Source organism: Streptomyces atratus, from assembly GCF_900119365.1.
Classification (GTDB): Bacteria; Actinomycetota; Actinomycetes; order Streptomycetales; family Streptomycetaceae; genus Streptomyces; species Streptomyces atratus_B.
This window is the reverse complement of the sequence record NZ_FPJO01000023.1, coordinates 25,439-48,909: the sequence shown is the minus strand read 5'-3', so window position 1 is coordinate 48,909 and position 23,471 is coordinate 25,439. Positions and strand designations below refer to the sequence as shown.

Annotated in this window: 20 protein-coding genes, 1 tRNA gene and 1 pseudogene; 12 read left to right on the top strand and 10 right to left on the bottom strand. The window is 69.8% G+C overall.

From position 1 onward, the window contains the following. Positions 1–45 precede the first annotated feature (45 nt). The gene (hutU, locus tag BT364_RS29670; protein ID WP_072488321.1) at positions 46–1,707 is read right to left on the bottom strand and encodes a urocanate hydratase; all 1,662 of its coding nucleotides are present in this window, start codon (positions 1,705–1,707) and stop codon (positions 46–48) included. 369 nt (positions 1,708–2,076) lie between these two features. Here hutU and BT364_RS29665 point away from each other — a divergent pair, with 369 nt between their 5' ends. Next, complete coding sequence (locus BT364_RS29665; protein ID WP_072488320.1) at positions 2,077–2,541, top strand: roadblock/LC7 domain-containing protein; 465 nt, start codon at positions 2,077–2,079, stop codon at positions 2,539–2,541. A 23-nt stretch (positions 2,542–2,564) separates the two neighbouring features. On the opposite strand, the gene BT364_RS29660 is transcribed toward BT364_RS29665, so the two are convergent. The 4 genes from BT364_RS29660 to BT364_RS29645 all read right to left on the bottom strand — a co-directional run bounded on the left by BT364_RS29660 (position 2,565) and on the right by BT364_RS29645 (position 6,418). Then, positions 2,565–3,101, bottom strand: a complete 537-nt coding sequence (locus BT364_RS29660) for a hypothetical protein (RefSeq protein ID WP_079179691.1) — start codon at positions 3,099–3,101, stop codon at positions 2,565–2,567. Between the two features lie 414 nt (positions 3,102–3,515). Next, on the bottom strand, positions 3,516–4,361 hold the full coding sequence (locus tag BT364_RS29655) for a MurR/RpiR family transcriptional regulator (protein WP_072488370.1): 846 nt from the start codon (positions 4,359–4,361) through the stop codon (positions 3,516–3,518). Positions 4,362–4,739: 378 nt separating this feature from the next. Then, positions 4,740–5,504 carry an ABC transporter permease gene (locus tag BT364_RS29650; RefSeq protein ID WP_072488318.1) on the bottom strand — a complete coding sequence of 255 codons (765 nt, stop codon included), beginning with the start codon at positions 5,502–5,504 and terminating at the stop codon, positions 4,740–4,742. After that, complete coding sequence (locus tag BT364_RS29645) at positions 5,501–6,418, bottom strand: ABC transporter ATP-binding protein (protein ID WP_256260271.1); 918 nt, start codon at positions 6,416–6,418, stop codon at positions 5,501–5,503. Before BT364_RS29645 ends, BT364_RS29650 begins: the two co-directional genes overlap by 4 nt. Before the next feature lie 585 nt (positions 6,419–7,003). On the opposite strand from BT364_RS29645, the gene BT364_RS29640 reads away from it, so the two are divergent. The 6 genes and pseudogenes from BT364_RS29640 to BT364_RS29620 all read left to right on the top strand — a co-directional run bounded on the left by BT364_RS29640 (position 7,004) and on the right by BT364_RS29620 (position 10,694). Continuing rightward, entirely contained in the window at positions 7,004–7,204 is a 201-nt protein-coding gene (locus tag BT364_RS29640) for a hypothetical protein (protein ID WP_072488316.1), read from the top strand. A gap of 213 nt (positions 7,205–7,417) precedes the next feature. Then, a pseudogene (locus BT364_RS43420) lies at positions 7,418–7,657 on the top strand (methyltransferase domain-containing protein); the annotation flags it as partial. A 160-nt stretch (positions 7,658–7,817) separates the two neighbouring features. Continuing rightward, positions 7,818–8,504, top strand: a complete 687-nt coding sequence (locus BT364_RS44620) for an ATP-binding cassette domain-containing protein (protein WP_256260270.1) — start codon at positions 7,818–7,820, stop codon at positions 8,502–8,504. Next, a complete protein-coding gene (locus tag BT364_RS29625) occupies positions 8,501–9,958 on the top strand; it encodes a phytoene desaturase family protein (RefSeq protein WP_072488314.1) in 1,458 nt (485 codons plus the stop codon). Before BT364_RS44620 ends, BT364_RS29625 begins: the two co-directional genes overlap by 4 nt. 181 nt (positions 9,959–10,139) lie before the next feature. Next, entirely contained in the window at positions 10,140–10,313 is a 174-nt protein-coding gene (locus BT364_RS41830) for a hypothetical protein (RefSeq protein WP_177328283.1), read from the top strand. 171 nt (positions 10,314–10,484) lie between these two features. Then, the gene (locus BT364_RS29620; protein ID WP_072488313.1) at positions 10,485–10,694 is read left to right on the top strand and encodes a hypothetical protein; all 210 of its coding nucleotides are present in this window, start codon (positions 10,485–10,487) and stop codon (positions 10,692–10,694) included. A gap of 341 nt (positions 10,695–11,035) precedes the next feature. On the opposite strand, the gene BT364_RS29615 is transcribed toward BT364_RS29620, so the two are convergent. Further along, positions 11,036–12,442 (bottom strand): cystathionine beta-synthase, encoded by a 1,407-nt coding sequence (locus BT364_RS29615; protein WP_072488312.1) that lies wholly within the window; start codon positions 12,440–12,442, stop codon positions 11,036–11,038. A 155-nt stretch (positions 12,443–12,597) separates the two neighbouring features. Between BT364_RS29615 and BT364_RS29610 the strand changes: the two genes are divergently transcribed. The 3 genes from BT364_RS29610 to BT364_RS29600 all read left to right on the top strand — a co-directional run bounded on the left by BT364_RS29610 (position 12,598) and on the right by BT364_RS29600 (position 16,168). Next, positions 12,598–13,695: an SGNH/GDSL hydrolase family protein gene (locus tag BT364_RS29610; RefSeq protein WP_256260274.1), complete on the top strand. Its 1,098-nt coding sequence runs from the start codon at positions 12,598–12,600 to the stop codon at positions 13,693–13,695. A gap of 167 nt (positions 13,696–13,862) precedes the next feature. Next, complete coding sequence (locus BT364_RS29605) at positions 13,863–15,083, top strand: acetyl-CoA C-acetyltransferase (protein ID WP_072488311.1); 1,221 nt, start codon at positions 13,863–13,865, stop codon at positions 15,081–15,083. A 254-nt stretch (positions 15,084–15,337) separates the two neighbouring features. Then, positions 15,338–16,168, top strand: a complete 831-nt coding sequence (locus BT364_RS29600) for a hypothetical protein (RefSeq protein WP_072488310.1) — start codon at positions 15,338–15,340, stop codon at positions 16,166–16,168. 73 nt (positions 16,169–16,241) lie between these two features. Here the strand turns inward: BT364_RS29600 and BT364_RS29595 are convergent, their stop codons facing one another. From BT364_RS29595 to BT364_RS29585, 3 genes are all read right to left on the bottom strand, one after another. Further along, on the bottom strand, positions 16,242–16,559 hold the full coding sequence (locus BT364_RS29595) for a hypothetical protein (RefSeq protein ID WP_072488309.1): 318 nt from the start codon (positions 16,557–16,559) through the stop codon (positions 16,242–16,244). Between the two features lie 116 nt (positions 16,560–16,675). Next, a complete protein-coding gene (locus BT364_RS29590; RefSeq protein WP_072488308.1) occupies positions 16,676–17,563 on the bottom strand; it encodes a Bax inhibitor-1/YccA family protein in 888 nt (295 codons plus the stop codon). A gap of 328 nt (positions 17,564–17,891) precedes the next feature. Further along, positions 17,892–17,977 (bottom strand) — tRNA-Leu (locus BT364_RS29585). A 480-nt stretch (positions 17,978–18,457) separates the two neighbouring features. Between BT364_RS29585 and BT364_RS29580 the strand changes: the two genes are divergently transcribed. Then, a complete protein-coding gene (locus tag BT364_RS29580; protein WP_072488307.1) occupies positions 18,458–19,225 on the top strand; it encodes an ABC transporter ATP-binding protein in 768 nt (255 codons plus the stop codon). A gap of 58 nt (positions 19,226–19,283) precedes the next feature. Next, positions 19,284–21,812: an ABC transporter permease gene (locus tag BT364_RS29575; RefSeq protein WP_072488306.1), complete on the top strand. Its 2,529-nt coding sequence runs from the start codon at positions 19,284–19,286 to the stop codon at positions 21,810–21,812. Positions 21,813–21,907: 95 nt separating this feature from the next. Here BT364_RS29575 and BT364_RS29570 read toward each other — a convergent pair whose 3' ends face one another. Continuing rightward, positions 21,908–23,212 (bottom strand): SAM-dependent methyltransferase, encoded by a 1,305-nt coding sequence (locus BT364_RS29570; RefSeq protein WP_072488305.1) that lies wholly within the window; start codon positions 23,210–23,212, stop codon positions 21,908–21,910. Between the last annotated feature and the right edge of the window lie 259 nt (positions 23,213–23,471).

The window sequence follows — 23,471 nt, the reverse complement described above, 5'->3', positions numbered from 1 at the left end:
CCCCGGCCACGGCCCCGGTCCTGATCCCGTCCCCGGCCGGAAGGCTCACTGTCCGTCCTCGGTCATCGGCACGCGCACGCCCTTGTCCGCGGCGACCGACTCCGCGATGTCGTACCCGGCGTCGACGTGCCGGATGACGCCCATGCCCGGGTCGTTGGTGAGCACCCGGCGGATCTTCTCGCCCGCCAGCTTCGTACCGTCGGCGACGGTCACCTGCCCGGCGTGGATGGAGCGCCCCATGCCGACGCCGCCGCCGTGGTGGATGGAGACCCAGGAGGCCCCGGAGGCCACGTTGACCATGGCGTTCAGCAGCGGCCAGTCGGCGATCGCGTCGGACCCGTCGAGCATGGCCTCGGTCTCCCGGTACGGGGAGGCCACGGAGCCGCAGTCCAGGTGGTCGCGCCCGATGGCCAGCGGCGCGGCCAGCTCACCGCTCGCCACCATGTCGTTGAACCGCTCACCGGCCCGGTCGCGCTCGCCGTAGCCGAGCCAGCAGATCCGGGCGGGCAGTCCCTGGAAGTGGACGCGTTCGCCGGCCATCTTGATCCACCGGTGCAGCGACTCGTTCTCGGGGAAGAGTTCGAGCATCGCCTTGTCGGTCTTGTGGATGTCGGACGCCTCGCCGGAGAGCGCGGCCCAGCGGAACGGGCCCTTGCCCTCGCAGAAGAGCGGCCGGATGTAGGCGGGTACGAAGCCCGGGAAGTCGAAGGCCCGGTCGTAGCCCGCGAGCCGGGCCTCGCCGCGGATGGAGTTGCCGTAGTCGAAGACCTCGGCCCCGGCGTCCATGAAGCCGACCATCGCCTCGACGTGCGTGGCCATCGACTCCCGGGCGCGCTGTGTGAAGTCGGCGGGCTTCTCGGCGGCGTACGAGGCCATGTCGTCGAAGTCGACGCCGAGCGGGAGGTACGACAGCGGGTCGTGGGCGCTGGTCTGGTCGGTGACGATGTCGATCGGGGCGCCCTCGGCGAGCATCCGGGGCAGCAGCTCCGCCGCGTTGCCGAGCAGGCCGATGGAGAGCGGCCTGCGGGCGTCCCGCGCCTCGGTGGCCAGCTGGAGCGCGTGCTCCAGGGAGTCGGCGCGCACATCCAGGTAGCGGTGCTCGATCCGGCGCTCGATGGCGCGCGGGTCGCAGTCGATACAGATCGCGACGCCGTCGTTCATGGTCACGGCGAGCGGCTGGGCGCCACCCATGCCGCCGAGTCCGGCGGTCAGCGTGATCGTGCCGGCCAGCGTGCCGCCGAACTTCTTCGCCGCGACGGCCGCGAAGGTCTCGTAGGTGCCCTGCAGGATGCCCTGCGTACCGATGTAGATCCACGATCCGGCGGTCATCTGGCCGTACATGGTGAGCCCGAGCGCCTCCAGGCGGCGGAACTCCTCCCAGTTCGCCCAGTCGCCGACCAAGTTGGAGTTGGCGATCAGGACGCGCGGCGCCCACTCGTGCGTCTGCATGACGCCGACCGGGCGGCCGGACTGGACGAGCATCGTCTCGTCCTGCTTGAGCGTCCGCAGCGTGCGCACCATCGCGTCGAAGGAGCGCCAGTCACGGGCGGCCTTGCCGGTGCCGCCGTAGACGACGAGCTTGTCGGGGTGCTCGGCGACCTCGGGATCGAGGTTGTTCTGCAGCATGCGCAGGGCGGCCTCCTGCTGCCATCCCAGGGCGCTCAGTTCCGTACCGCGCGGTGCCCGTACGGGGCGGGGTCCTGACATGGCGGTGCCTCCTCGCGACTGTAAGCCTTCTATTCACATCCTGATGGTCTGAATACTCGTAGTCAACAGCTCCGCGCCGTCGCATGGGGGCAACGACTCGCGCCCACCCGCGCACAACGTCGCCCGGGTGCTCCTGTCGCGCGCCCTCCGCGCACCTCCGTACGCTCCAGCATGTGCCGCTGGAAGATGCCCGAACTCTCTCCAGGGGCAAACACGTTGCGTAGCCTCATGGTCACACGGACACCGCACGCCGAGCCGGGCCGGGAGGGGCGTCCACGCACCCTCGACCGCTCAGCCCGCCGGCTCGCACACACATGGGAGGCCCCTGTGATCCGAGCACTCAGACTGCGCGCCGGGACGAACCAGCCGATGGAGCCCGGCACCCGGGCGCAGGACGTCCTGGCCGAACTCCAGCGATTACGGACCGGGGTCCCGCTCCTGTCCGGCGCCCTGGTCGCCGGTACCGACGGAATCGTCCTGGCCCATGACACCCCGGACGTGGAGCCCGAGGAGGTCGCCGCGCTGACCGCGTCGGCCCTCGGCGTCGCGGTCCGGATGACGGAGGCGACCGGCCGGGGCGACTTCGACGGACTTCTCGTACAGGGCGAGTCCGGCCGCGTCGCCTCGTACGCCGCAGGCCCCTCGGCCGTCCTCACCCTGCTCGCCGACGACCGGCTCGATGTCGACGCCCTCCATGCCGAGGGCCGCCGGGCGGCCGCCCGCATCGGCGAGCTGCTCGACCCCGCACCGCACCGCGCCACCTGTCCGGCACCCTCGGTCCCCTCCTCCCGGCAGCGGCCCCCGCAGTCCGGCCCACTGCCGCCCCGCCCCTGACGGCCGGAGGCCGACGGGCGGATTCAGCGCCTGCGCCGCGCCCCGCCGGGCGCGGCGTCACCCGCCATCGGACCGGTCGACCGGTAGCCCTCGACCTGCTTGCCCGCGGGCCGGCCGCGCTCCGCCCAATCGGTCCGCACCCAGTACAGGGCGTCGTCCCGGTGCTCGCGCTGCCCGATCCGGACGGCCTTGATCCAGAGCCCGGCGCCCGCCCCGGCGAGCACCATCCCGCCGGCCCCGGGCAGCAGGAACGCGCTCGCCACCGCCACGAGGAACGCCCCGAGCAGCCACCACCGGTGCCCCCGCCGCCAATTGCGTACGGTCACGGCGCGGTCCTGGAGGAAGTCGGAGCGCCCGGCACGCGTGGCGCCCCCGGCCAGCTCCGCGTACCTGCGGCTCCGGACGAGCGCCACCACGGCCGCGGTGATCAGGAACAGTGCGGCCCCGGACAGCAGACCGATCCGGCGTCCGGTGAGCCCCGGCACCAGCGCGCCGATCGCCGCGGCCAGCAGCCCCGGCCACCAGAGCGGTGCGGCTCCGGCCCGTACGATCACGGCCACTCTCGCCAACGACTGCGCTCCGCGCCCCACGTCCGTACCCCTCTCCGCAGCTCCTCGTGAGCCTTTCCGGCCCGGAGGTTAATGGCCGTAGATGAGCGATGCCTGAGAATCGGCGAACTCGCGGCAGCCGCCCCGTCGCACGCCCCTCCCCTCAGCGCATGATCCCCACCAGTCCGTCGCCGCCCTCGGCGCAGTGGAACCGGCCGGCGGCCCAGGTGGACTCCGGGTGCCGCCGCCGTCAGCAGGTCACGGGCCGCGTCGGCGCCCGTCCCGAATCGCAGCACCCCGGCCCCGCCCGGCAGCAGAACACCGATTCCCGGCAGCAGTTCCAGCACCGTGTCATTGTCCACCGGCCCATCGGGGTGGCAGGCCCCTTGGTCCGTCGCTCCGATCGGGGCGGCCGGCCCGGGCCCGTCACTCCACGAACAGTCCCCGCGCCGCCGCCGTCGCGTCGAACTCCTCCAGCCGCGCCTGCGCGTCGGGCAGGCCGTCGCACATCGCCTCCAGCAGCACCCGGCCCAGCAGCATGGGCGCGCACGCCGTGTCGAAGGCGAGACCGGTGCCGACGGCGGCCGGGATCAGCAGATCGCTGTGCTTGGCGACGGGCGCGAACGCGGAGTCCGCCACCGACACCACGGCCAGCCCCTGCTCCTGCGCGTACGCGAGGGCGTCCACGACCTCCTTCGGGTGCCGGGGCAGCGCGAAACAGATCAGCGCGGAGGCGCCCGCCCGCCGCGCGGCGTCGATCCGGTCGCGCAGCATGCTGCCGCCCTCGTCGAGCACCCGGACATCGGGGTGGACCTTGGCCGCGAAGTACCCGAAGCCGCGCGCCTGCGAGGAGGCGGCCCGCAGCCCGAGCACCGGCAGCGGCCGCGAGGCCGCCAGCAGCCTGCCCGCCCGCTCGACGGGCCCCGGGTCGGCGAGCAGCTCGGCCAGGTGCCGCAGGTTCTCGATCTCGCCGAGCACCGCCTGCTGGTACTCGTTGTACGCGTCGTCCCCGCCCACCGGTTCCGGCTCGGCCGGGGCGACCTCCCGCAGGTGCTTGCGGAGCGCCGGATAGCCGTCGAAGCCGAGCGCCACGGCGAAGCGGGTGACGGACGGCTGGCTGACCCCGGCGAGCTCGGCCAGCTCCACGCTCGACAGGAACGGGACGTCCCCCGCCCTGCGCACCATCGAGTGCGCGATGCGGCGCTGGGTGGGTGTGAGCCGGCGCCCCTCGAAGAGCTGCTGCAACCGCGCGGCCGGGCTGCTCCCGCTCATGCTGTCCCCTCGGTAGATCCGGCGCACCATGATCCGGCGCCGACAAATCCATTCAGCCAGCAAGGCGTCTGCATGTCCATATGCAGCCGGAACCCGGTACGGAGGCCACGGCGGGGCTGCTGAGAGCGGCAGCTAAGACCGACCGGCAATAGGGGGCGGGGATGGCTCCACGGCGATTGGCGCTGGTTACGGCTCCGCGGGCGGGTGAGGCTTTCACTTCGCGGGTCGACCGGATGGCACAGCTGAACCAGTGCCCGCCTGCCGAGGTCGCGGATCTGATGGGGCTGCGCCTGTGGGGGGTCTCTGCGGATGTCCGGCCTCGGGTGGTCGGCGTGCAGCGAAGTTCCCGGACCTGGCGCGCGGGGTGCTGTTTGCAGGTCAGGTCCGCGGCTCCCAGCGGAACCTCCGCATGGCGATCCACGCGAACAGTGCTGTCCACGCAATGGCCAGGATGCCTCGGGCCAGCCCTGCACCCAGCGCCAGCTCGCCGGTCCAACCCGAGCGCATCAGATCCACAGTAGGCGACAGTGGCGCGAACATCAGAGCATCGCCGAGTGCTTGTGGCAGGACTTCACGAGGGATGTAGATACCGGAGATCATCGGCAGGACGAACACCGCGGGCAGTGTGGCGACCAGGACGGACTCGACGGTGCGGCACAGCGCCGCGGTCGCCGCTGCCATGGCCGTCATCAGAAGGATCCCGGTGACAAGTCCCCCGAGTGCCGCGAGCGGCTGCTGGGGGACGGCGCCGAACATCAGCGAGAGCAGCGCGGACACGGCAACGATCTGCACCACACACACCGCGATGTACATGGACGCCCCGCCGGCCAGGATCACCGGGTCCGAGACTTCTCCCGTACGCAGCCGCTTGAGGACGAGCTCCTCCCGACGTGCGACGTACAGGCCCGTGACCGACGAGTACAGGGAGAAGATCAGCAGGATCCCGCAAGCGGTCGACACCATCAGCGGCCCCGCATCGAGCCCGTGCTCGTCGAGTTTCATCTGCTCCTGCACGAACTGCATCGCCATCAGCAGCATCACCGGAAGGAGCACTACGAAGATGTAGTTGGACTTGATCCGGTTGAACAGCTTCCACTCGATGCCGAACAAGGTCTTCATGTGCTGCATGGCCAGGCTGTTCACTCGTCGTCCTCCTGCCGCTGGGCGCCTGCGTCGCCGGCCACACGGATGAACGCCTCTTCCAGAGAAGCCGGCCGTGCGGTGAACCGATCCAGCGCGATGTCATGGTCCTCGGCCCAGGCCAGCAGCCGGGCTGCGTCCTTCTGCAACTGCCCTGTCGTCACCGTCACCCGGCTGTGATGCTGCTTCACCGCCCCGCTCACGGGCAGGTCGTGGATGGTCCACGGCGCAGGCAGGCCGAATGACAGCATCGACGGGTGGTCCGCGACGATCTCCGATACGGAGCCGGAGGCGGCGATCCGCCCGCAGTGCATGATCGCCAAGTGATCGGCCAGCGACTCGGCCTCTTCCAGATAGTGCGTCGTGAGCAGGATCGTCGCCCCTTGTTCCTGCAGCTCCCGTATCAACTGCCATGTGGCGTGGCGCCCTTCTGCGTCCATACCGGCGGTGGGTTCGTCGAGGAACAGCAGCTCGGGGCAGGACAAGGTCGACACGGCCAGGTCAAGCCGTCGCCGCTCGCCCCCGGACAAGTTCTGGACCATCACGTCGGCGCGGTGGGCCAGGCCCACGAGGTCCAGAGCTTCCGGGACGGGACGAGGACCGGACGTGAGTTTGGCCCACATGCCGGCGGTCTCCCGCACTGTCAGGTGCGGGATGAAGCCGCCTTCCTGAAGCATGGCGCCGGTTCGTGAACGGATCTGCGCACGGTCGGCGATCGGATCCAGGCCGTCGAACAGTCGGATACTGCCTCGGCTCGGGGCTGCCAGCCCTTCGAGCAGTTCGACGGTCGAGGTCTTGCCGGCGCCGTTGGTTCCGAGGAGCGCGAACAGCTGACCCGGACGAACGGTGAAACTCACACCACGGACGGCATCGAACGTTCCTCTCCCCCGTCCATAGCGCCGCCAGACGTCGCTCACCTGGATATGACTTCTCTCTACTTGCGGCATCGAACCTTCCTCAAGGTGGGGGGCTGCAATCGATCCTGACACGACCAACAACTCGCAGGGAACCGGAACCAAGGAGTCCGGAGACTTTTATTTGCTTTCTACTAAACGCACGCCAATTTGAGGTTCCCTTGAGTATTCGCAATTTGAGACTCCCCCGAGGCTTCACGAAAGTGGACATATGCCATGATCGTTAACGTTCCCGGGCGGTTCCACTTTGCATAAAAGAAAGTCTTGACCTGCCCATGGGTTCGAGTTAGCGTTCCCGTCACGCGCCCCGACCAGGGCGAGTACGGGGAGTAAACAGGGATCGACCATCAAAGCGGCAGTGCGTGACTTTGCTGCACTCTGGCTTCATTTCTTGGATTCAGCGACCCTTTTTTCGCTGCACCCTGCCCACGTCCTGGATGACGCGCGTAATGAAACCCCTGTGGGGGTTTCTCGCCACAGGCACTGCACCACCAATTCAGAACGACCAAAGGGGACTTTCCCGTCTGCCGTTTCTATTGCACGTGCGGCGGGATTCTCCGTGGCCTTCCATATGGAGAGGAACAACTCATGCTTACGCAGAAGGTCCACGCCAACCCGTCCCTGAACGGCGTTCTGGAGGCCGGCACGCCCACCGGTGGGGCGGCGCCGGTCATGGCCACCCCGGCCCTGATCGCTACTCCCGTGATCGCCAAGGCGGCCGGCGCCGTCGTGGGTGCCGGCGCGGTGACCGGCGCGGCCTACGTCGCCTACAAGGTCGCGACCGGCTGAGTCCGCCGAGGCCGACTTCGTCCGCACGCGCCTCACACCGGAGCCGGGCTACCCGCTGTTTCAGGTGCTGCTGGTGCGCTACTCCGGCTACGACCACAGCGAGGACCCCAAGTACGACCTGGTCTTCGACTACGAAGAGGTGAACCCGTGAACCAGGACGTGCAGTACGGCACTGCGGTGGCATCCGTCTACGACTCGCTCATCGCGCCCGCCATGCCGGCCGAGGAGGCCGTCGACCGACTGCGTCCGTACGTAACCGGTGCACGCGTACTGGAAATCGGTGTGGGCACCGGCCGTGTCGCCATCCCAGTGGCCGCCATCGCCGCTGAAGTGGTCGGCGTGGACAACTCCAGGCCGATGCTGGACGGGTTCCGTACCAAGGGCGTCCCCACCAACGTGTCCCTGGTGGAGGCCGACTTCCGTCAGCCCCTGGCTCTTCGGGGATCGTTCGACGCGGCCTATTCCCCCGCGCCGCCATCGACCGGGTCCAGGACCTGGCCGGCATCGAGCAGGAGAGCACCGACGGATCCGCCCGGCGGCCGTCGACCGGACTGCTCCCGCAGTCGAGTTCGAGAACGTGACCTTCTCCTACGCAGATGTCGGCATCCCGGCTGTGAACGCGGTGTCGTTCACGCTTCCCGCCACCGGAGTGACCGCGATCGTCGGCCCGTCCGGTGCCGGCAAGACCACTCTGTTCCAGCTCATCGAGCGCTTCCACACACCCGACCAGGGCTCGATCCGCATCTCGGGCAGCAACACGGCAGCCATGCCGCTTTCCGAGCTGAGAGCCCGTATCGGCCTGGTCGAACAGGAAGCTCCGCTCATGCGCGGCACCGTGCGGGAGAACCTCGTGTACGCCCAGCCCGATGCCACCGCGGAGGACGTCGCTCAGGCGGTGGAAGCGGCTCACCTCACCGAGGTGATCGCGGCCCTGCCCAAGGGGCTGGACACCGAACTCGGGGAAGGCGGCACCGGCTTGTCCGGTGGGCAGCGCCAGCGCCTGGCTATCGCCCGCGCCCTGTTGACCCGGCCTGATGTATTGCTGCTCGACGAGGCCACCTCGAACCTCGACTCCGATTCCGAGACTGCCTTGCGAGACGCCCTCAGCACCATCGGTGCCCGCTGTCAGGTCCTCACCATCGCGCACCGCATCTCCACCACCATCGGCGCCGACCGCATCCTCGTCATCGAGGGCGGGCAGTTGCGCGCTCGTGGCACCCATGCCGAGTTGATGGACCATGACGACACCTACCGACGGCTGGCCAGCCAGCAGCTCACTCCCGCGGGAGCCTCTTCATGACCGATGCCGCGATCGTCGGCACCGGGCCCAACGGCCTCGCCGCCGCAGTGACCCTCGCCAGAGCCGGACTCAAGGTCTCCCTGTTCGAGAAGGCCAACACCATCGGCGGCGGTCTGCGCACCGCGCCGCTGTTCGACCTCGACGTACCGCACGACATCTGCTCGGCAGTCCACCCGATGGCAGCCGCCTCCTCGTTCTTCCGCCAGTTCGGCCTGGAAGCCCGCGGCGTACGGCTGTTGCAACCCGACATGCCCTACGCGCACCCCCTGCCCGACGGCAGCGCGGCAGCGGCATGGCGCAGCATCACCCGCACCGCCGAGCACCTCGGCGCCGACGGCCCGCGCCGGACCCGCGTCATGGCCCCCCTGGCCGCTCGCTCCGGTTCCGTCGTCGATCTGCTCCTGTCCCATCAACGGTCCCTGCCGCAGGACTTGCGTGCGGCACTGCTGCTCGCGTCCCGTGCACTGGCCCACGGCACCACCCGTACGGCATTCACCAGCGAACCGGCACGGGCTCTGCTGACCGGAGTGGCCGCGCACGCCGTCGGGAAGCTTCCCTCGCTGGCCTCGGCAGCGGTCGCGATGCTCCTCGGCCATGCCGCCCACAGCACCGGCTGGCCCCTCTCGGAAGGCGGCAGCGCACGCATCGCGGAGGCCATGGCGGCCGACATCACCGCACACGGCGGTGTCTTCCATACCGGCCATCACGTTCGTGACCTGGCCGAACTCGGCGATATCCCACTGGTCATGCTGGACATCAGCCCCAAGGAATTCCTCTCCATCGCCGGGCAACGGCTCCCCGCCCGGTACGCGCGCGCCTTGTGCCGATACCGATATGGACCGGGAGCGGCAAAGGCTGACTTCCTCGTCAGCGAGCCCATCCCCTGGAGCAACCCGCTCGTACGCCAGGCCGGCACGGTGCACCTCGGCGGCACCCACGCCGACATCGTCCGACAGGAAACCGCCACCGCCGCAGGAGAACGCGTCGCCGACCCCTTCGTGCTGGTCGTCGACCCGGCCGTCACCGACCCGTCCCGCACCTCTGGTGGCAAGCGGCCCGTATGGGCGTACGCCCACGTCCCCAACGGCGACACCCGCGACCCCGTCGACCTGATCCGCCGGCGCATCGAGGAGTACGCGCCCGGGTTCAGCGACACCGTCATCGCCTCCCGCGGGCTCTCGGCCATGCAGTACGAGACGTACAACCCGAACTACGTGGGCGGTGACATCGCTTCCGGCGCCATGACCCTGCGTCAGTCACTGGCACGCCCGACCGTGCGCCGGGACCCGTACAAGACACCCCTGCCTGGCGTGTTCCTGTGCTCGTCGGCCACCCCGCCGGGGCCGTCCGTGCATGGCATGTGCGGATACTTCGCCGCGCAGTCCGCACTCCGTAAGCACCACGGACTGCGCACTCCACCCGATCTGTCCCCGCAAGAGAAGGAGTTGATCTAACGCGCAGACGCGTCTGCGTGGTTGCGACAGCAGCAGCCGGTGCCCTGCTCACCCACCACCGGCTCCCTCATCACCGTGTGCAGAGGCACCGAGCACGCCAAGGCCTGCACACCGTGGCAGAGCATCACCTCTTGGTCAGTCAGCCTAGACTGACCATCCCCCACAAAACGGAGATAAGAACATGAACGGCATCGACAAGAACACCCTGGACGCGACCATCGCCAAGACGTTCAAGGAGGTCAAGACCGCCGTCGACGCCCACAACGAGAAGAGCATCCAAATGTACAGCCAGGCACTGCGGGCGCTTGTGGAACTGCGTCAGCAGATCGTGTCCGAAGAGCACGCCGAAGGCTGACTCACCTCGTACAGTGCCGGTTCCCAAGCACAGCCAGTGCTTGGGAACCGGCACTGCCGTGCGTGCGGTGGCTTACCCGCTCCCACGGTGCGGGGAGGTCGCAGTCTCCCCATCCGGCCCTCACTGTCATCTTCAGACCGAAACCGCGTTGCGTTGACGTCTGTCCCATTGATGGCGGGCAGGTCGAAGCCCCTGTCAACTCTCACTTTCTCGCTGGTTCTGGCCGTCCCGCTGTCGGCGATCGGCGCCTCGACCGCCCACACCGGGGGCCTGGTCGTCGCCTGGCTCGGGATCGTCGCGGTCAATGCCGTGCACGCCGCCCGTAACCGGCCGTGGTTCTCCCGCCGTCCCGGACGTGCGGACTCCGACTGGGAGGCCTGACGGCCGTGGGCTGCGGAGCGGCCCCCGGGATACTGAGGCGCCCGGGGGCCCGCAGGTCCCCAGGACATGGATGTGTCGCGGGGACCGCCGCACCCCCGGTTGCCCAGGGGGCGGGACGACGGCGGTCCCCGCGAGGAACACGGTCCGGGTCAGGGCCGGTCACCGCGTCCTGGCGACGATGGAGGTCCGGGAGCCGCTCCGTTGTCCGTGTCGCCGTATCGGATGTCGGCGGGTCTCCCTGCCGACACCCGTCAATCTGCCGGACCCGTGTTAAGCCGGTGCTGCGTGAACGTGTCGCGCTCGTACCGTTTTCGCGAAGCCCGGACCCACGGCGCCGGGCGCTACGCCTTGCCGGTCGTCGCGTCCTTGGCGAGGAACGCCAGCAGGTCCTGGCGGCTGACCACACCCTTCGGCTTGCCCTCCACCAGCACGATCGCCGCGTCGGCGGTGTTCGTGCCGCCGAGCACCGCCATCAGGTCCTCGACCGGTTCGCCGGAGCCGACCTGCGGCAGCGGCGGCGACATGTGCTTCTCCAGCGAGTCGGAGAGCGAGGCGCGCTGGGCGAAGAGAGCGTTGAGCAGCTCCCGCTCCACCACCGAACCGATGACCTCGGCGGCCATCACGTCCGGGTGTCCGGCGCCCGGCTTCACGATCGGCATCTGCGAGACGCCGTACTCGCGCAGCACGTCGATCGCCTCGCCGACGGTCTCCTCCGGGTGCATGTGGACGAGCGTCGGGATCGGACCGGCCTTGTGGTCGAGCACATCGGCGACGCGCGCGGACGGGCCGGTGTCCTCCAGGAAGCCGTAGTCCGCCATCCACTCGTCGTTGAAGATCTTGCTCAGATATCCGCGGCCGCTGTCGGGCAGCAGGACGACGACCACGTCGTCCGGGCCCAGGCGCTTGGCCACCTCCAGTGCGCCGACCACCGCCATGCCGCAGGAGCCGCCGACCAGCAGGCCCTCCTCCTTGGCGAGACGGCGGGTCATCTGGAAGGAGTCCTTGTCGGACACGGCGACGATCTCGTCCGTGACCGTACGGTCGTAGGCGCTCGGCCAGAAGTCCTCGCCGACGCCCTCGACGAGGTAGGGGCGCCCGGAGCCGCCGGAGTAGACCGAGCCCTCCGGGTCGGCCCCGATCACCTTCACCGAGCCGCCGCTGACTTCCTTCAGATAGCGGCCGGTGCCGCTGATCGTGCCGCCGGTGCCGACGCCCGCGACGAAGTGGGTGATCTTCCCGTCCGTCTGCTCCCACAGCTCGGGACCGGTGGTCTCGTAGTGGGAACGCGGGTTGTTGGGGTTGGAGTACTGGTCGGGCTTCCAGGCTCCCGGTGTCTCGCGGACCAGGCGGTCGGAGACGTTGTAGTACGAGTCGGGGTGCTCGGGGTCAACGGCCGTCGGGCAGACGACGACCTCGGCACCGTAGGCGCGCAGCACATTGATCTTGTCCGTGGACACCTTGTCCGGGCAGACGAAGATGCACTTGTACCCCTTCTGCTGGGCGACGATCGCGAGGCCGACGCCCGTGTTGCCACTGGTCGGCTCGACGATGGTGCCGCCGGGCTGCAGGTCGCCGCTCTGTTCGGCGGCCTCGATCATCCGCAGGGCGATGCGGTCCTTGACCGAACCGCCGGGGTTGAAGTACTCGACCTTGGCCAGGACCGTCGCCTGGATGCCGGCCGTCACACTGCGCAGCCTCACCAGCGGGGTATTGCCTACGAGACTGATCATCGAATCGTGGAATTGCACCGTGTACTCCGGGGTCTCCGAGATGGTGCGGCAAGGGTATGCGTACGGGCACGAGATTGGGTGAAGCGATTGAGCGACGGCCGCTGCGGGGCAGTTAGCTGTATGTACGGCGGTACGGCAACGAGGAGGTGGACCGGACTGTGTCAAGGGCAAGGGTGGCACGGCGGATCGCGGCGGGCGCGGCCTACGGCGGAGGCAGCATCGGGTTGCTCGGCGCCGCGGCGGTAGGCGTACTGCTGGCGGAGGTCCAGCTGGCGAAACGGCAGGTGGGCGGCGGGATCGCACCGGTTCCGCCGAGCGCGGACGGGCAGTACGGGGTGGCGTTCGCCGGCCCCGCGGACCCGTTGCGGCTGGGGTTGCTGGGCGACTCGACGGCGGCCGGGCAGGGGGTGCACCGGGCCGGGCAGACCCCGGGGGCGCTGCTCGCCTCGGGGCTCGCGGCGGTCTCCGAGCGGCCGGTGGATCTGCGCAATGTGGCGCAGCCGGGTGCCCGGTCCGACGATCTGGAGCGGCAGGTCTCGCTGCTGCTCGCCGACCCCTCCCGTACGCCCGACGTCTGCGTGATCATGATCGGCGCGAACGATGTGACGCACCGGATGCCGGCCACCCAGTCGGTGCGCTGTCTGACCACCGCCGTGCGCAGGCTGCGTACGGCGGGCGCGGAGATCGTGGTCGGCACCTGCCCGGACCTGGGCACGATCGAGCCGGTCTACCAGCCGCTGCGCTGGCTGGCCCGGCGGGTGAGCCGGCAGCTGGCGGCGGCCCAGACGATCGGTTCGGTGGAGCAGGGCGGGCGCACCGTGTCGCTGGGCGATCTGCTCGGGCCGGAGTTCGAGGCGAATCCGCGGGAGCTGTTCGGGCCGGACAACTACCACCCGTCGGCGGAGGGCTACGCCACGGCGGCGATGGCGGTGCTGCCGACGCTCTGTGCGGTGCTGGGGCTGTGGCCGGAGTCCGACCGCCTGGACGGGGCCCGGCGCGAGGACATGCTGCCGGTGGCCAAGGCGGCCTCCCAGGCGGCCAGGGAAGCCGGAACGGAGGTCACGGGGGCACGGGCGCCCTGGGCGCTCCTCAAGCACCGCAGGCGGCGGCGCCTGCCCGCGACCACCGAGCCGCACCCGGAGCCGCACGAGGAGACCGGAGAGACGGGGGTGCCCGGGGAAACGGAAGAGGCACGAGAGGCACGAGAGAGAGCAGAGACGGGGGAAACAGGAGAGTCGCACGGGGAGCCGCGCAATCTCCCGGCCAATTGATCGACCACACAATCGGCCGCACCATCGACCGTACAGTCGGACTGAGCGGTCGCTTAGAAAAGAGGTCGGCGTCACATGCGCTGCCCGGTGACCCGGCGCCTACGTACAGGTAACTTCCAAGTCAGCACCAGCCAGAACCCGCCTTCCAGCCCTCTTGGAGCCGCGTGATGCCCGAAGCCGTGATCGTCTCTGCAGCCCGTTCCCCCATCGGCCGGGCCTTCAAGGGTTCGCTGAAGGACCTGCGCGCGGACGACCTGACCGCCACGATCATCCAGACCGCGCTGGCGAAGGTGCCCGAGCTGGACCCGAAGGACATCGACGACCTGATGCTCGGCTGCGGCCTCCCCGGCGGCGAGCAGGGCAACAACCTGGGCCGCATCATCGCCGTACAGATGGGAATGGACCACCTTCCCGGCTGTACGATCACCCGCTACTGCTCGTCCTCCCTGCAGACCAGCCGGATGGCGCTGCACGCCATCAAGGCCGGCGAGGGCGACGTCTTCATCTCGGCCGGCGTCGAGATGGTGTCCCGCTTCTCGAAGGGCAACTCCGACAGCTGGCCGGACACGCACAACCCGCTGTTCGCCGACGCCGAGGCCCGCACCGCGGCCCGCACCGAGCAGGGCGGCGACGACTGGCACGACCCGCGCGAGGACGGCCTGGTCCCGGACGCGTACATCGCGATGGGGCAGACCGCGGAGAACCTGGCCCGGCTCAAGGGCGTCACCCGCCAGGACATGGACGAGTTCGGCGTCCGCTCGCAGAACCTCGCCGAGGAAGCCCTCAAGAACGGCTTCTGGGAGCGCGAGATCACCCCGGTCACCACCCCCGACGGCACGGTCGTCACCAAGGACGACGGCCCGCGCGCGGGCGTCACCCTGGAGGGCGTGCAGGGCCTGAAGCCGGTGTTCCGCCCCGACGGCCTGGTCACCGCCGGCAACTGCTGCCCGCTCAACGACGGCGCCGCCGCACTCGTGATCATGTCCGACACCAAGGCCCGCGAGCTGGGCCTGACCCCGCTGGCCCGGATCGTCTCCACCGGCGTCAGTGGCCTCTCCCCCGAGATCATGGGGTACGGACCGGTGGAGGCCAGCAAGCAGGCGCTGAAGCGGGCCGGGCTGACCATCGACGACATCGACCTGGCCGAGATCAACGAGGCCTTCGCCGCCCAGGTGATCCCCTCCTACCGCGACCTCGGCCTGCCGCTGGAGAAGGTCAACGTCAACGGCGGCGCGATCGCCGTCGGCCACCCCTTCGGCATGACGGGCGCCCGGATCACCGGCACGCTGATCAACAGCCTGCAGTTCCACGACAAGCAGTTCGGCCTGGAGACCATGTGCGTGGGCGGCGGCCAGGGCATGGCGATGGTCATCGAGCGCCTGAGCTGAGCACACCCCCCGAGGCGGCCGGTTCCGAGCCCCGACCGTGACCGAATCTCCCCCAGGATGTGATCTATCTCCTGGGGGAGAGTCATTCCCGCAGGCCACACCCACACCAGGGTTAAACCCCAGGCCCAAAGACCTGTCCAATTCGTGACGTAATGCACTGACACAGGGTGCAGGTAGGGGACAAGCTGATGTAGGAAGTCGGGGAATCAATTGAAACCGGGAGTATGTCAGTGAGCGCCATGTCTCTTGCCCTGTTGCTGACCACCGCCGCCGCCACGGCCGTGGGCGCTGCTGCTCTGCACGCTGCTCACGGGCTGCGCAAGCAGGTCACGGCCCTTCGTTCGGAGCTCGCCGAGGCCCGTGCACACGGCATCGCCGTGCCCGCGCAGAGCCGCGGCACCGTCACCCCCGTCGCCGAGATACGCGCGGCCGTCGCCGAGGCGCTCGCCGAGGAACGCGAGCGCGAGCTCGCCGAGGCCCGGGCCTTCTGGGCCACCCAGGAGGCACGCGATGCCGCCGATGCCCCGTCCCTGCTGGGCGGCCTGACCGGTGCGGGCGAGGACATCCCGTTCTTCATGCCCCGCCAGGCCGACTTCGTGGGCCTGGACGCGATGGACCTCGACGCCGGCGAAGCCCTCGACGAGCTGGCGGAGCTGACGGAGCTGGCCGACGTGACCGAGCTGCCCGGGACGGCGGAGTTCGCCGAGGACTCCCCCGAGCTGGCCGCCGCCCGTCGCCGGCACCCCTCGCACCCCGACTTCGTACCGGTGCAGACCCCGGTCGTCACCGACCACGAGCGCACCGTGAACCGCCTCGAAGAGCTCGCCGACAGCCGTACGGAGCTCGCCGATGTGCGCCCCGGCCCGCTCGGCACGCTCGACGTCTATGTCTTCGCCGACGGCACCACGCTCTGCATGACCCCCGGGCACCGCGAGACGGCCGAGCGTCTGGCCGGTTCGCTGCGCGACGGTGAGCACCCGGTGCTGCTGGGCGGCTCCGGTGTCTCCGGCGCGTACGCCCTGACCTTCTCCTGCGGCAAGGAGAACGTCTACATCCTCGCCGACCGCGTCATCGCCTCGTTCTGACACCGCGGCATCCGGGCACAGCGGCTCTCGCCGGCCGCCGCCCCGGGCCGGGTCCCCGCACTGCCGACCGCCGCTACGCGAAGGCGCGCGCGGCGGCCTCGTCCACGAATTGCACGGCCTCGTCGAGCTCCTCCGACGGGGCCATTTCCAGTGCCGTCGCCAGATCGCGCCCCGCCACGGCGAGTTGGTCGCCGATCGAGAAGATCCCGGCGTCCGGCATGACGCGCGGCTCCCGGTCCGGCGCCTCGATCCGTTGGGCGCGCAGCGCGAGTTCCCGCGCCGTGGCCAGTCCTTCGGCGGCGGCGCCGCGCTGGAGACGGCTCTGCGGGGTGGCGCGCAGCCGGTCGGCGAATCGGTCCACGGCGGTGATCAGCGGGGTCGTATCGAGCACTCCGCGACCCTACGCGCCCCGGCAGGACGGTTGCCAACGGGCCGATGCCCGGGGAAACGCGGAACGGCCCGCAGGCGGTGCCTGCGGGCCGTTCCCGTCGTGCGGGTGCGGGCGGATCAGTCGTCGCCGCTGAGGATGGAGAGCAGACGCAGCATCTCCAGGTAGATCCACACCAGGGTCATGGTGAGGCCGAAGGCCGCCAGCCAGGACTCCTCGCGGGGGGCACCGTAGGCGATGCCGTCCTCGACCTGCTTGAAGTCCAGGGCCAGGAAGCACGCACCGAGGACGATCCCGATGACTCCGAAGAGGATGCCGAGGCCGCCGCTGCGGAAGCCCAGGCCGTCACCGCCGCCGAAGACGGCGAACAGCAGGTTGACCACCATCAGGAGCATGAAGCCCATGGCAGCGGCCATCACGAAGCCGTAGAAGCGGCGGGTGACACGGATCCAGCGCATCTTGTACGCGAGCAGCACACCGGCGAAGACACACATGGTGCCCATCACGGCCTGCATCACGACGCCCGGTCCGATGTACGTGCTGACCGCGCTGGAGATCACTCCGAGGAAGACACCCTCGAAGGCCGCGTACGCGACGATCAGCGCCGGCACCGGCTTGCGCTTGAAGGACTGGACGAGCGACAGGACGAACGCCACCAGGGCGGCGCCGATCGCGATGCCGTACGACTTGCCGAGGTTCGCCTCGTCGACCGGCAGCAGCGCCCAGGCGAGCACGGCGCCGAGCACCACGGTGCCCAGCGTGATCGCCGTGCGCGTGACGACGTCGTCGATCGTCATCGCGCCGGTGCGCGCGGGTGCCTGCGGGGCGCCGTACTGGGCGTCCGGCTGGGCGTAGGGGTTGGTGGCGTACGGGTTGGCGGCGGTGCCCTGCGCGTACGGGTTGGCGCCCGCTGCGGGGGCCCCGGCCTGCGGCGCCGCGTTGAAGCCCGCGTATCCGTTGTCGCGGCTGAAGCCCCGTCGCGAGAAGACCGGGTTGCTGCTCCTCATCTCACTCCTCCATGGCCACCCTGCGTGGCCTTCCCACAAGAGTAATGGGTAGGCAAAAGCATCAGACTAGTGCTTGGGGAGGATCTTTGCGGAAGTCCGTCATCGGCGGTACCCGCCCGTCGGCCATCCGGCTCCGCGCAGAAAACCGGCTCGCCCCATACCGTCCGGGCCCGCGGTCCAGTAACGTGCCGACCGACCGGTTTACGGCGCCGTCGCGCCGGGAAGACGGGAGGGGCGGCCACGTCGTGGGAAATACACCGAGAGCGGCCCGCCGTCCCGGAGAGCCGCGGTCCGAGGGGCTTCGCCGGCTCGGCCGCCAAGTGAGAAGTGGTGCCTGGAACCGGACTCGAACCGGTACGCCCCCGAGGGGCAGCGAGGTTTAAGCTCGCCGTGTCTGCATTCCACCATCCAGGCCTGGCGCGCGGCTCCGCGTTGGCACATGACCCTATCCGGGGACTTCCCTCGAACAGCGGATCAGGGGCGCGATGTTGTCTTATTTTATTGACCGTTTGAGGGGTCGTCAGCACTCGTGAAAGGGCATCGCCACATGCCTGGGCGGGGTAGAGGTCACGGCGGTCGGCAATCCGGATTGACGTAAAGTCGCCGCACCCGGACGGCGCATTCCCCGGGCGCGCGACGGCGGCCGCCGCAGGTGCGCCATCGGGCCGGGCGCGGGAGCCCGAAGCACCGGGCCGGACGATGACCCCCGGACCGACGCCTCAGGGGCGGTGTCATACCGGAGGAGGACCCGACGCCCTCCCGGTGCGACTCAAGACTGCCCCGGGAACGGGCACGCGGACTGACGACCGGCGGCGGAACGGCGGTGACGATTGAAGGGTTCCGAACAAAACCCCGGACGAGCCCTCGGCCGGAGCCCCGAAACAGGAGATTCCCGTGACCACTTCCACCGCACCCCGCGTCACCACGGTGGCCGCCCGCGCCACGGATCTGTCGAAGGTCTACGGAGAGGGCGAGACCAGGGTCACCGCCCTGGACCGGGTCACCGTGGACTTCCCCCGGGGCGAGTTCACCGCGATCATGGGCCCGTCCGGCTCCGGCAAGTCCACGCTGATGCACTGCGTGGCCGGCCTCGACAGCTTCAGCAGCGGTTCGGTACGGATCGGCGACACGGAGCTGGGCTCCCTCAAGGACAAGCAGCTCACCCAGCTCCGCCGGGACAAGATCGGCTTCATCTTCCAGGCGTTCAACCTGCTCCCCACGCTGACGGCGCAGGAGAACATCACGCTCCCCATGGACATCGCGGGCCGCAAGCCCGACGCCGCATGGATGCGCCAGGTCATCGACATGGTCGGCCTCTCCGACCGGCTGAACCACCGGCCGACCGAGCTCTCCGGCGGCCAGCAGCAGCGCGTCGCGGTGGCCCGTGCCCTGGCCTCGCAGCCGGAGATCATCTTCGGTGACGAGCCGACCGGCAACCTCGACTCCCGCTCCGGCGCCGAGGTCCTCGGCTTCCTGCGCAACTCGGTGCGCGAGCTGGGCCAGACCGTGGTGATGGTGACCCACGACCCGGCGGCCGCCTCCTACGCGGACCGGGTGATCTTCCTCGCGGACGGCCGGATCGTCGACCAGATGCTGCACCCGACCGCGGACGGGGTCCTCGACCGGATGAAGGCGTTCGACGCCAAGGGCCGCACCAGCTGAAGCCCGCCCTTCCCCGCGCCCCTTTCCGGAACCCCTCCCCATCCCAGGACTGACAGACATGTTCCGTACCGCCCTGCGCAATGTGCTCGCGCACAAGGCCAGGCTGCTGATGACCGTCCTCGCCGTGATGCTCGGCGTGGCCTTCGTCTCCGGCACGCTGGTCTTCACCGACACCCTCGGCAACGCCCTGCGCAACCAGTCGGCGAAGAGCTACGACGACGTCGCCGTCGCCGTCACCACCTACGCCGACCAGCGCGACGAGAAGACACCCGGCATCACCGCCGCCACCCTGAAGAAGATCCAGGGCCTGGACGGCGTCGACACCGCCACCGGCCGGGTCTCCGGCTTCGCCGGGGTCGCCGACCCCGGCGGCAAGCTGATCGGCAACGGCTGGTCGAACACCGGCGGGAACTACTCCCCCGGCAAGAACGGCAAGGACTCCGCGTACACCTTCGTCGACGGTACGGGCCCGGTCGCGGCCGACCGGATCGCGCTCGACAAGGAGACCGCGAAGCGGGGCGAGTACCACGTCGGTGACCGGGTCCGGGTCGCCACGAACGGGCCGGTGAAGGAGTACACCCTCTCCGGTGTCTTCACCACCGAGGACGGCGCGGTCAACGCGGGCGGCAGCCTGGTCCTCTTCGACGCCGAGGTCGCCCAGAAGCTCTACCTCAGGCCCGGTGTGTTCCAGGACGCCAATGTGTCCGCCGCGCCCGGTGTCTCCGCCGAGAAGCTGCTGGCCGGAGTGAAGCCGCTGCTGCCCAAGGAAGCCGAGGCCCAGACCGGCCAGGCGCTCGCGGACGAGCAGGCCGAGCAGATCGAGTCCGGTCTGAGCGGCCTCAACGGAATGCTGCTCGCCTTCGCCGGCATCGCCCTGTTCGTCGGTGTCTTCCTGATCGCCAACACCTTCACCATGCTGGTGGCCCAGCGCACCAAGGAGCTGGCACTGATGCGCGCCGTCGGCGCCTCCCGCCGCCAGGTCAAGCGCTCGGTGCTCATCGAAGCGGCCGTCGTCGGCGTGATCGCCTCGGTCGTCGGCTTCGCCCTCGGTCTCGGCCTGGCCATCGGGCTGCGCTCCGCGATGGGCCTGTTCGGCGGGAAGATCCCGGCCGGGCCTCTGATCGTCTCGCCCACCGCGGTCCTCGCGGCGTTCGCCGTCGGTGTCCTGATCACCGTGCTGGCCGCCTGGCTGCCCGCCCGCCGGGCCGCCAAGATCCCGCCGGTCGCGGCGATGAGCAGCGTGCACGCCACGGCCACCGTCAAGTCCCTGGTGGTGCGCAACTCGATCGGCGCGGTGCTCACCCTGCTGGGCGGGGCGGCGATCGTGGCAGGCGCGTCCAAGTCCGGATCGACCGGCCGGACCGTCATCGCCACGGGTGCCTTCCTCACGCTGGTCGGTGTCATCGTGCTGATCCCGCTGCTGTCGCGGCCGGTGATCGCGCTGGTCCGCCCGCTGCTGAAGCGGCTGTTCGGGGTCTCCGGCAAGCTGGCCGCGCAGAACGCGGTCCGCAACCCGCGTCGTACCGGCGCCACCGCCTCCGCGCTGGCGATCGGCCTCACCCTGGTCACCGGTATCTCGGTCCTCGGCGTCACCCTCGGCCAGGCGGTCGACCGGATGACCACGGACAACATCAAGGCCGACTACATGGTGACGATGGCGAGCGGCGGTTCGCTCGACGAGTCGGCGCTCACCGCCCTGGAGAAGGCCGACGGCGTCTCGGCGGTCTCGCCGCAGCAGGCCATCTCGCTGGAGGTCAAGGGCGAGTACCACTCCGCGTCCGGCGTAACCCCCGGCGATGTGCAGCAGCTCTTCGCGCTGCCGATCGTCTCCGGCTCGATCGACACGCTGGGCAAGGGCGAGATCGCCGTCGACGAGAAGACGGCGAAGTCGAGCGGCTGGAAGACCGGCGACACCCTGCGGGTGAAGTTCGACGACGGGAAGAACGGCGAACTGAAGGTCGGAGCGGTCTTCCAGGGGAACGAGATGCTCTCCCCGGTCCTGATGCCGAAGAACATCGCCGAGGCGCACGGGAGCCGGTCGAACATCCGGGAGATCTGGCTGAAGATGGACGGCGGCGCGTCCGAGACCAATGAGCAGGCCCTGGTGAAGGCGCTGGGCGACAACCCGGCGATGAGCATCATGGACCGTCAGGACATCCGTGACATGTTCGGCGGCTCGGTCAACCTCGCGATGAACATCATGTACGGGCTGCTGGCGATGGCCCTGATCATCGCGGTGCTCGGGGTCATCAACACCCTGGCGATGTCGGTCTTCGAGCGCCAGCAGGAGATCGGCATGCTGCGGGCGATCGGCCTGGACCGGCGCAGGGTGAAGCGCATGATCCGGCTGGAGGCCGTGGTCATCTCGCTCTTCGGCGCGGTGATCGGTGTCGCGCTCGGCATGTTCCTCGGCTGGGCGATCGGACAGACCCTGTCGTCGGACATCCCGGACTACACACTGGTCATCCCGTGGGACCGGATCGCGGTCTTCCTGGTGCTGGCGGGGGCCGTGGGTGTGCTGGCCGCGCTCTGGCCGGCCCGCAGCGCCGCGAAGCTGAACATGCTGACGGCGATCAAGACCGAGTAGGACCGGGCGGGGCCCTGGGTCCTGCCCGACACGCCCGAGGGCCGGTACGCGCAGCGAAGGAGCTGCGCGTACCGGCCCTCGGTCCGTTTCCGGTGTCAGCCGGTCGCGGACGCCGTCCAGTCGCGGGCCCGCAGCGGCATGCGGGAGGCCCCGCCCTCCGCCGGACGCACCACGAGGATCTGGTTGACGCCGATCTTGTTGTGCTCGAAGGAGAGCGCCGAGGCGGCCATGTAGAGCCGCCAGACCCTGGCCCGTCCGGCCGAGGTCATCCGGACCGCGCGGTCCCACTGCTTCTCCAGGTTGGTGACCCAGCGGCGCAGGGTCAGCGCGTAGTGCTCGCGGATCGACTCGACGTCGCGGGCCTCGAAGCCGGCCTCTTCGAGAGTGGCCACGGTCCGGCCCACCGGGGCCAGTTCACCGTCCGGGAAGACATAGGCGTCGATGAAGTCGTCCACGTGGTAGGCGGACTCGTCCTTCTCGGGGCGGCGGGCGATCTGGTGGTTGAGCAGCCGGCCGCCGGGCTTGAGGAGTGCGTAGAGGTCGTCGGCGTACTCGCGGAAGCGGGCCGCGCCGACGTGCTCCGCCATCCCGATGGACGAGATGGCGTCGTACGGGCCGTCCCTGACGTCCCGGTAGTCCTGGACCCGGATCTCGATCCGGTCGGTCAGGCCCTCCTGCGCGATGCGCTTCCTGGCGAAGGCGGCCTGTTCGACGGAGAGGGTGACCCCGGTGACCCTGGCGCCGTACTCGCGGGCGGCGTGGATGGCCATGGAGCCCCAGCCGCAGCCGACGTCGAGGAGGCGGTCGCCCTCCTTCAGCGCGAGCTTGCGGCAGACCAGGTCGAGCTTGTCGCGCTGGGCGTCCTCAAGATTCCCGCCGTCCTCCCAGTAGGCGCAGGAGTAGACCATGGACGGGCCGAGGACCAGTTCGTAGAAGTCGTTGCCCACGTCGTAGTGGTGGCTGATGGCCTCCTTGTCGCGGCGTTTGGTGTGGAGGGTGCCGGCGCGGCGGCGTACCTCCTCGGGCGGCGCGGGGGGCGGGGGCCAGGGACCGGCCAGTCGCAGCAGCCCCTTGGCGAAGGCCCGTACCTTGGGGTCGCGGACCGGGTGGACGCCGTCCTCGGCGTCGGCCCCGCGCTCCCAGATCAGCGAGGCCATCAGGTCCAGGGCCTCGTAGAGATCGCCCTCGATGTCGAGCTCGCCCGCCACCCAGGCACGGGCCAGGCCCAGTTCGCCCGGCTTCCAGAGCAGCCGGCGCAGCGCACGGCGGTTCCGGATCACAAGTACGGGGGCACCGGGCGGTCCGGATTCGCTGCCGTCCCAGGCCCGGATACGGACCGGCAGCTTTTCTCCCAGAAACTCCTCGGCGAGAGCGGTCAGCCGCAACGCGGCGTCTGCCATGGCGCACACCTCCGTGATGGTGTTCCCAATGTGCCCAAACATGGTCGAACTTGCCTGCAACCACGCCGGGCACCCGTGCGCCGCGACGAGGTACGTACCCGACAACAGTCTGCGAGGCACCCGCCATCCCGCTACAGCGCAATGGAAGGGCAAAATGGCTGTACACCACACGCATTCGGGGCCGGGCACGCCGAAGGGGCCGCCCGCACCACGGATGGCGGACGGCCCCTTCGGGCGTTGTGCGTGTAACCGCGCGGGC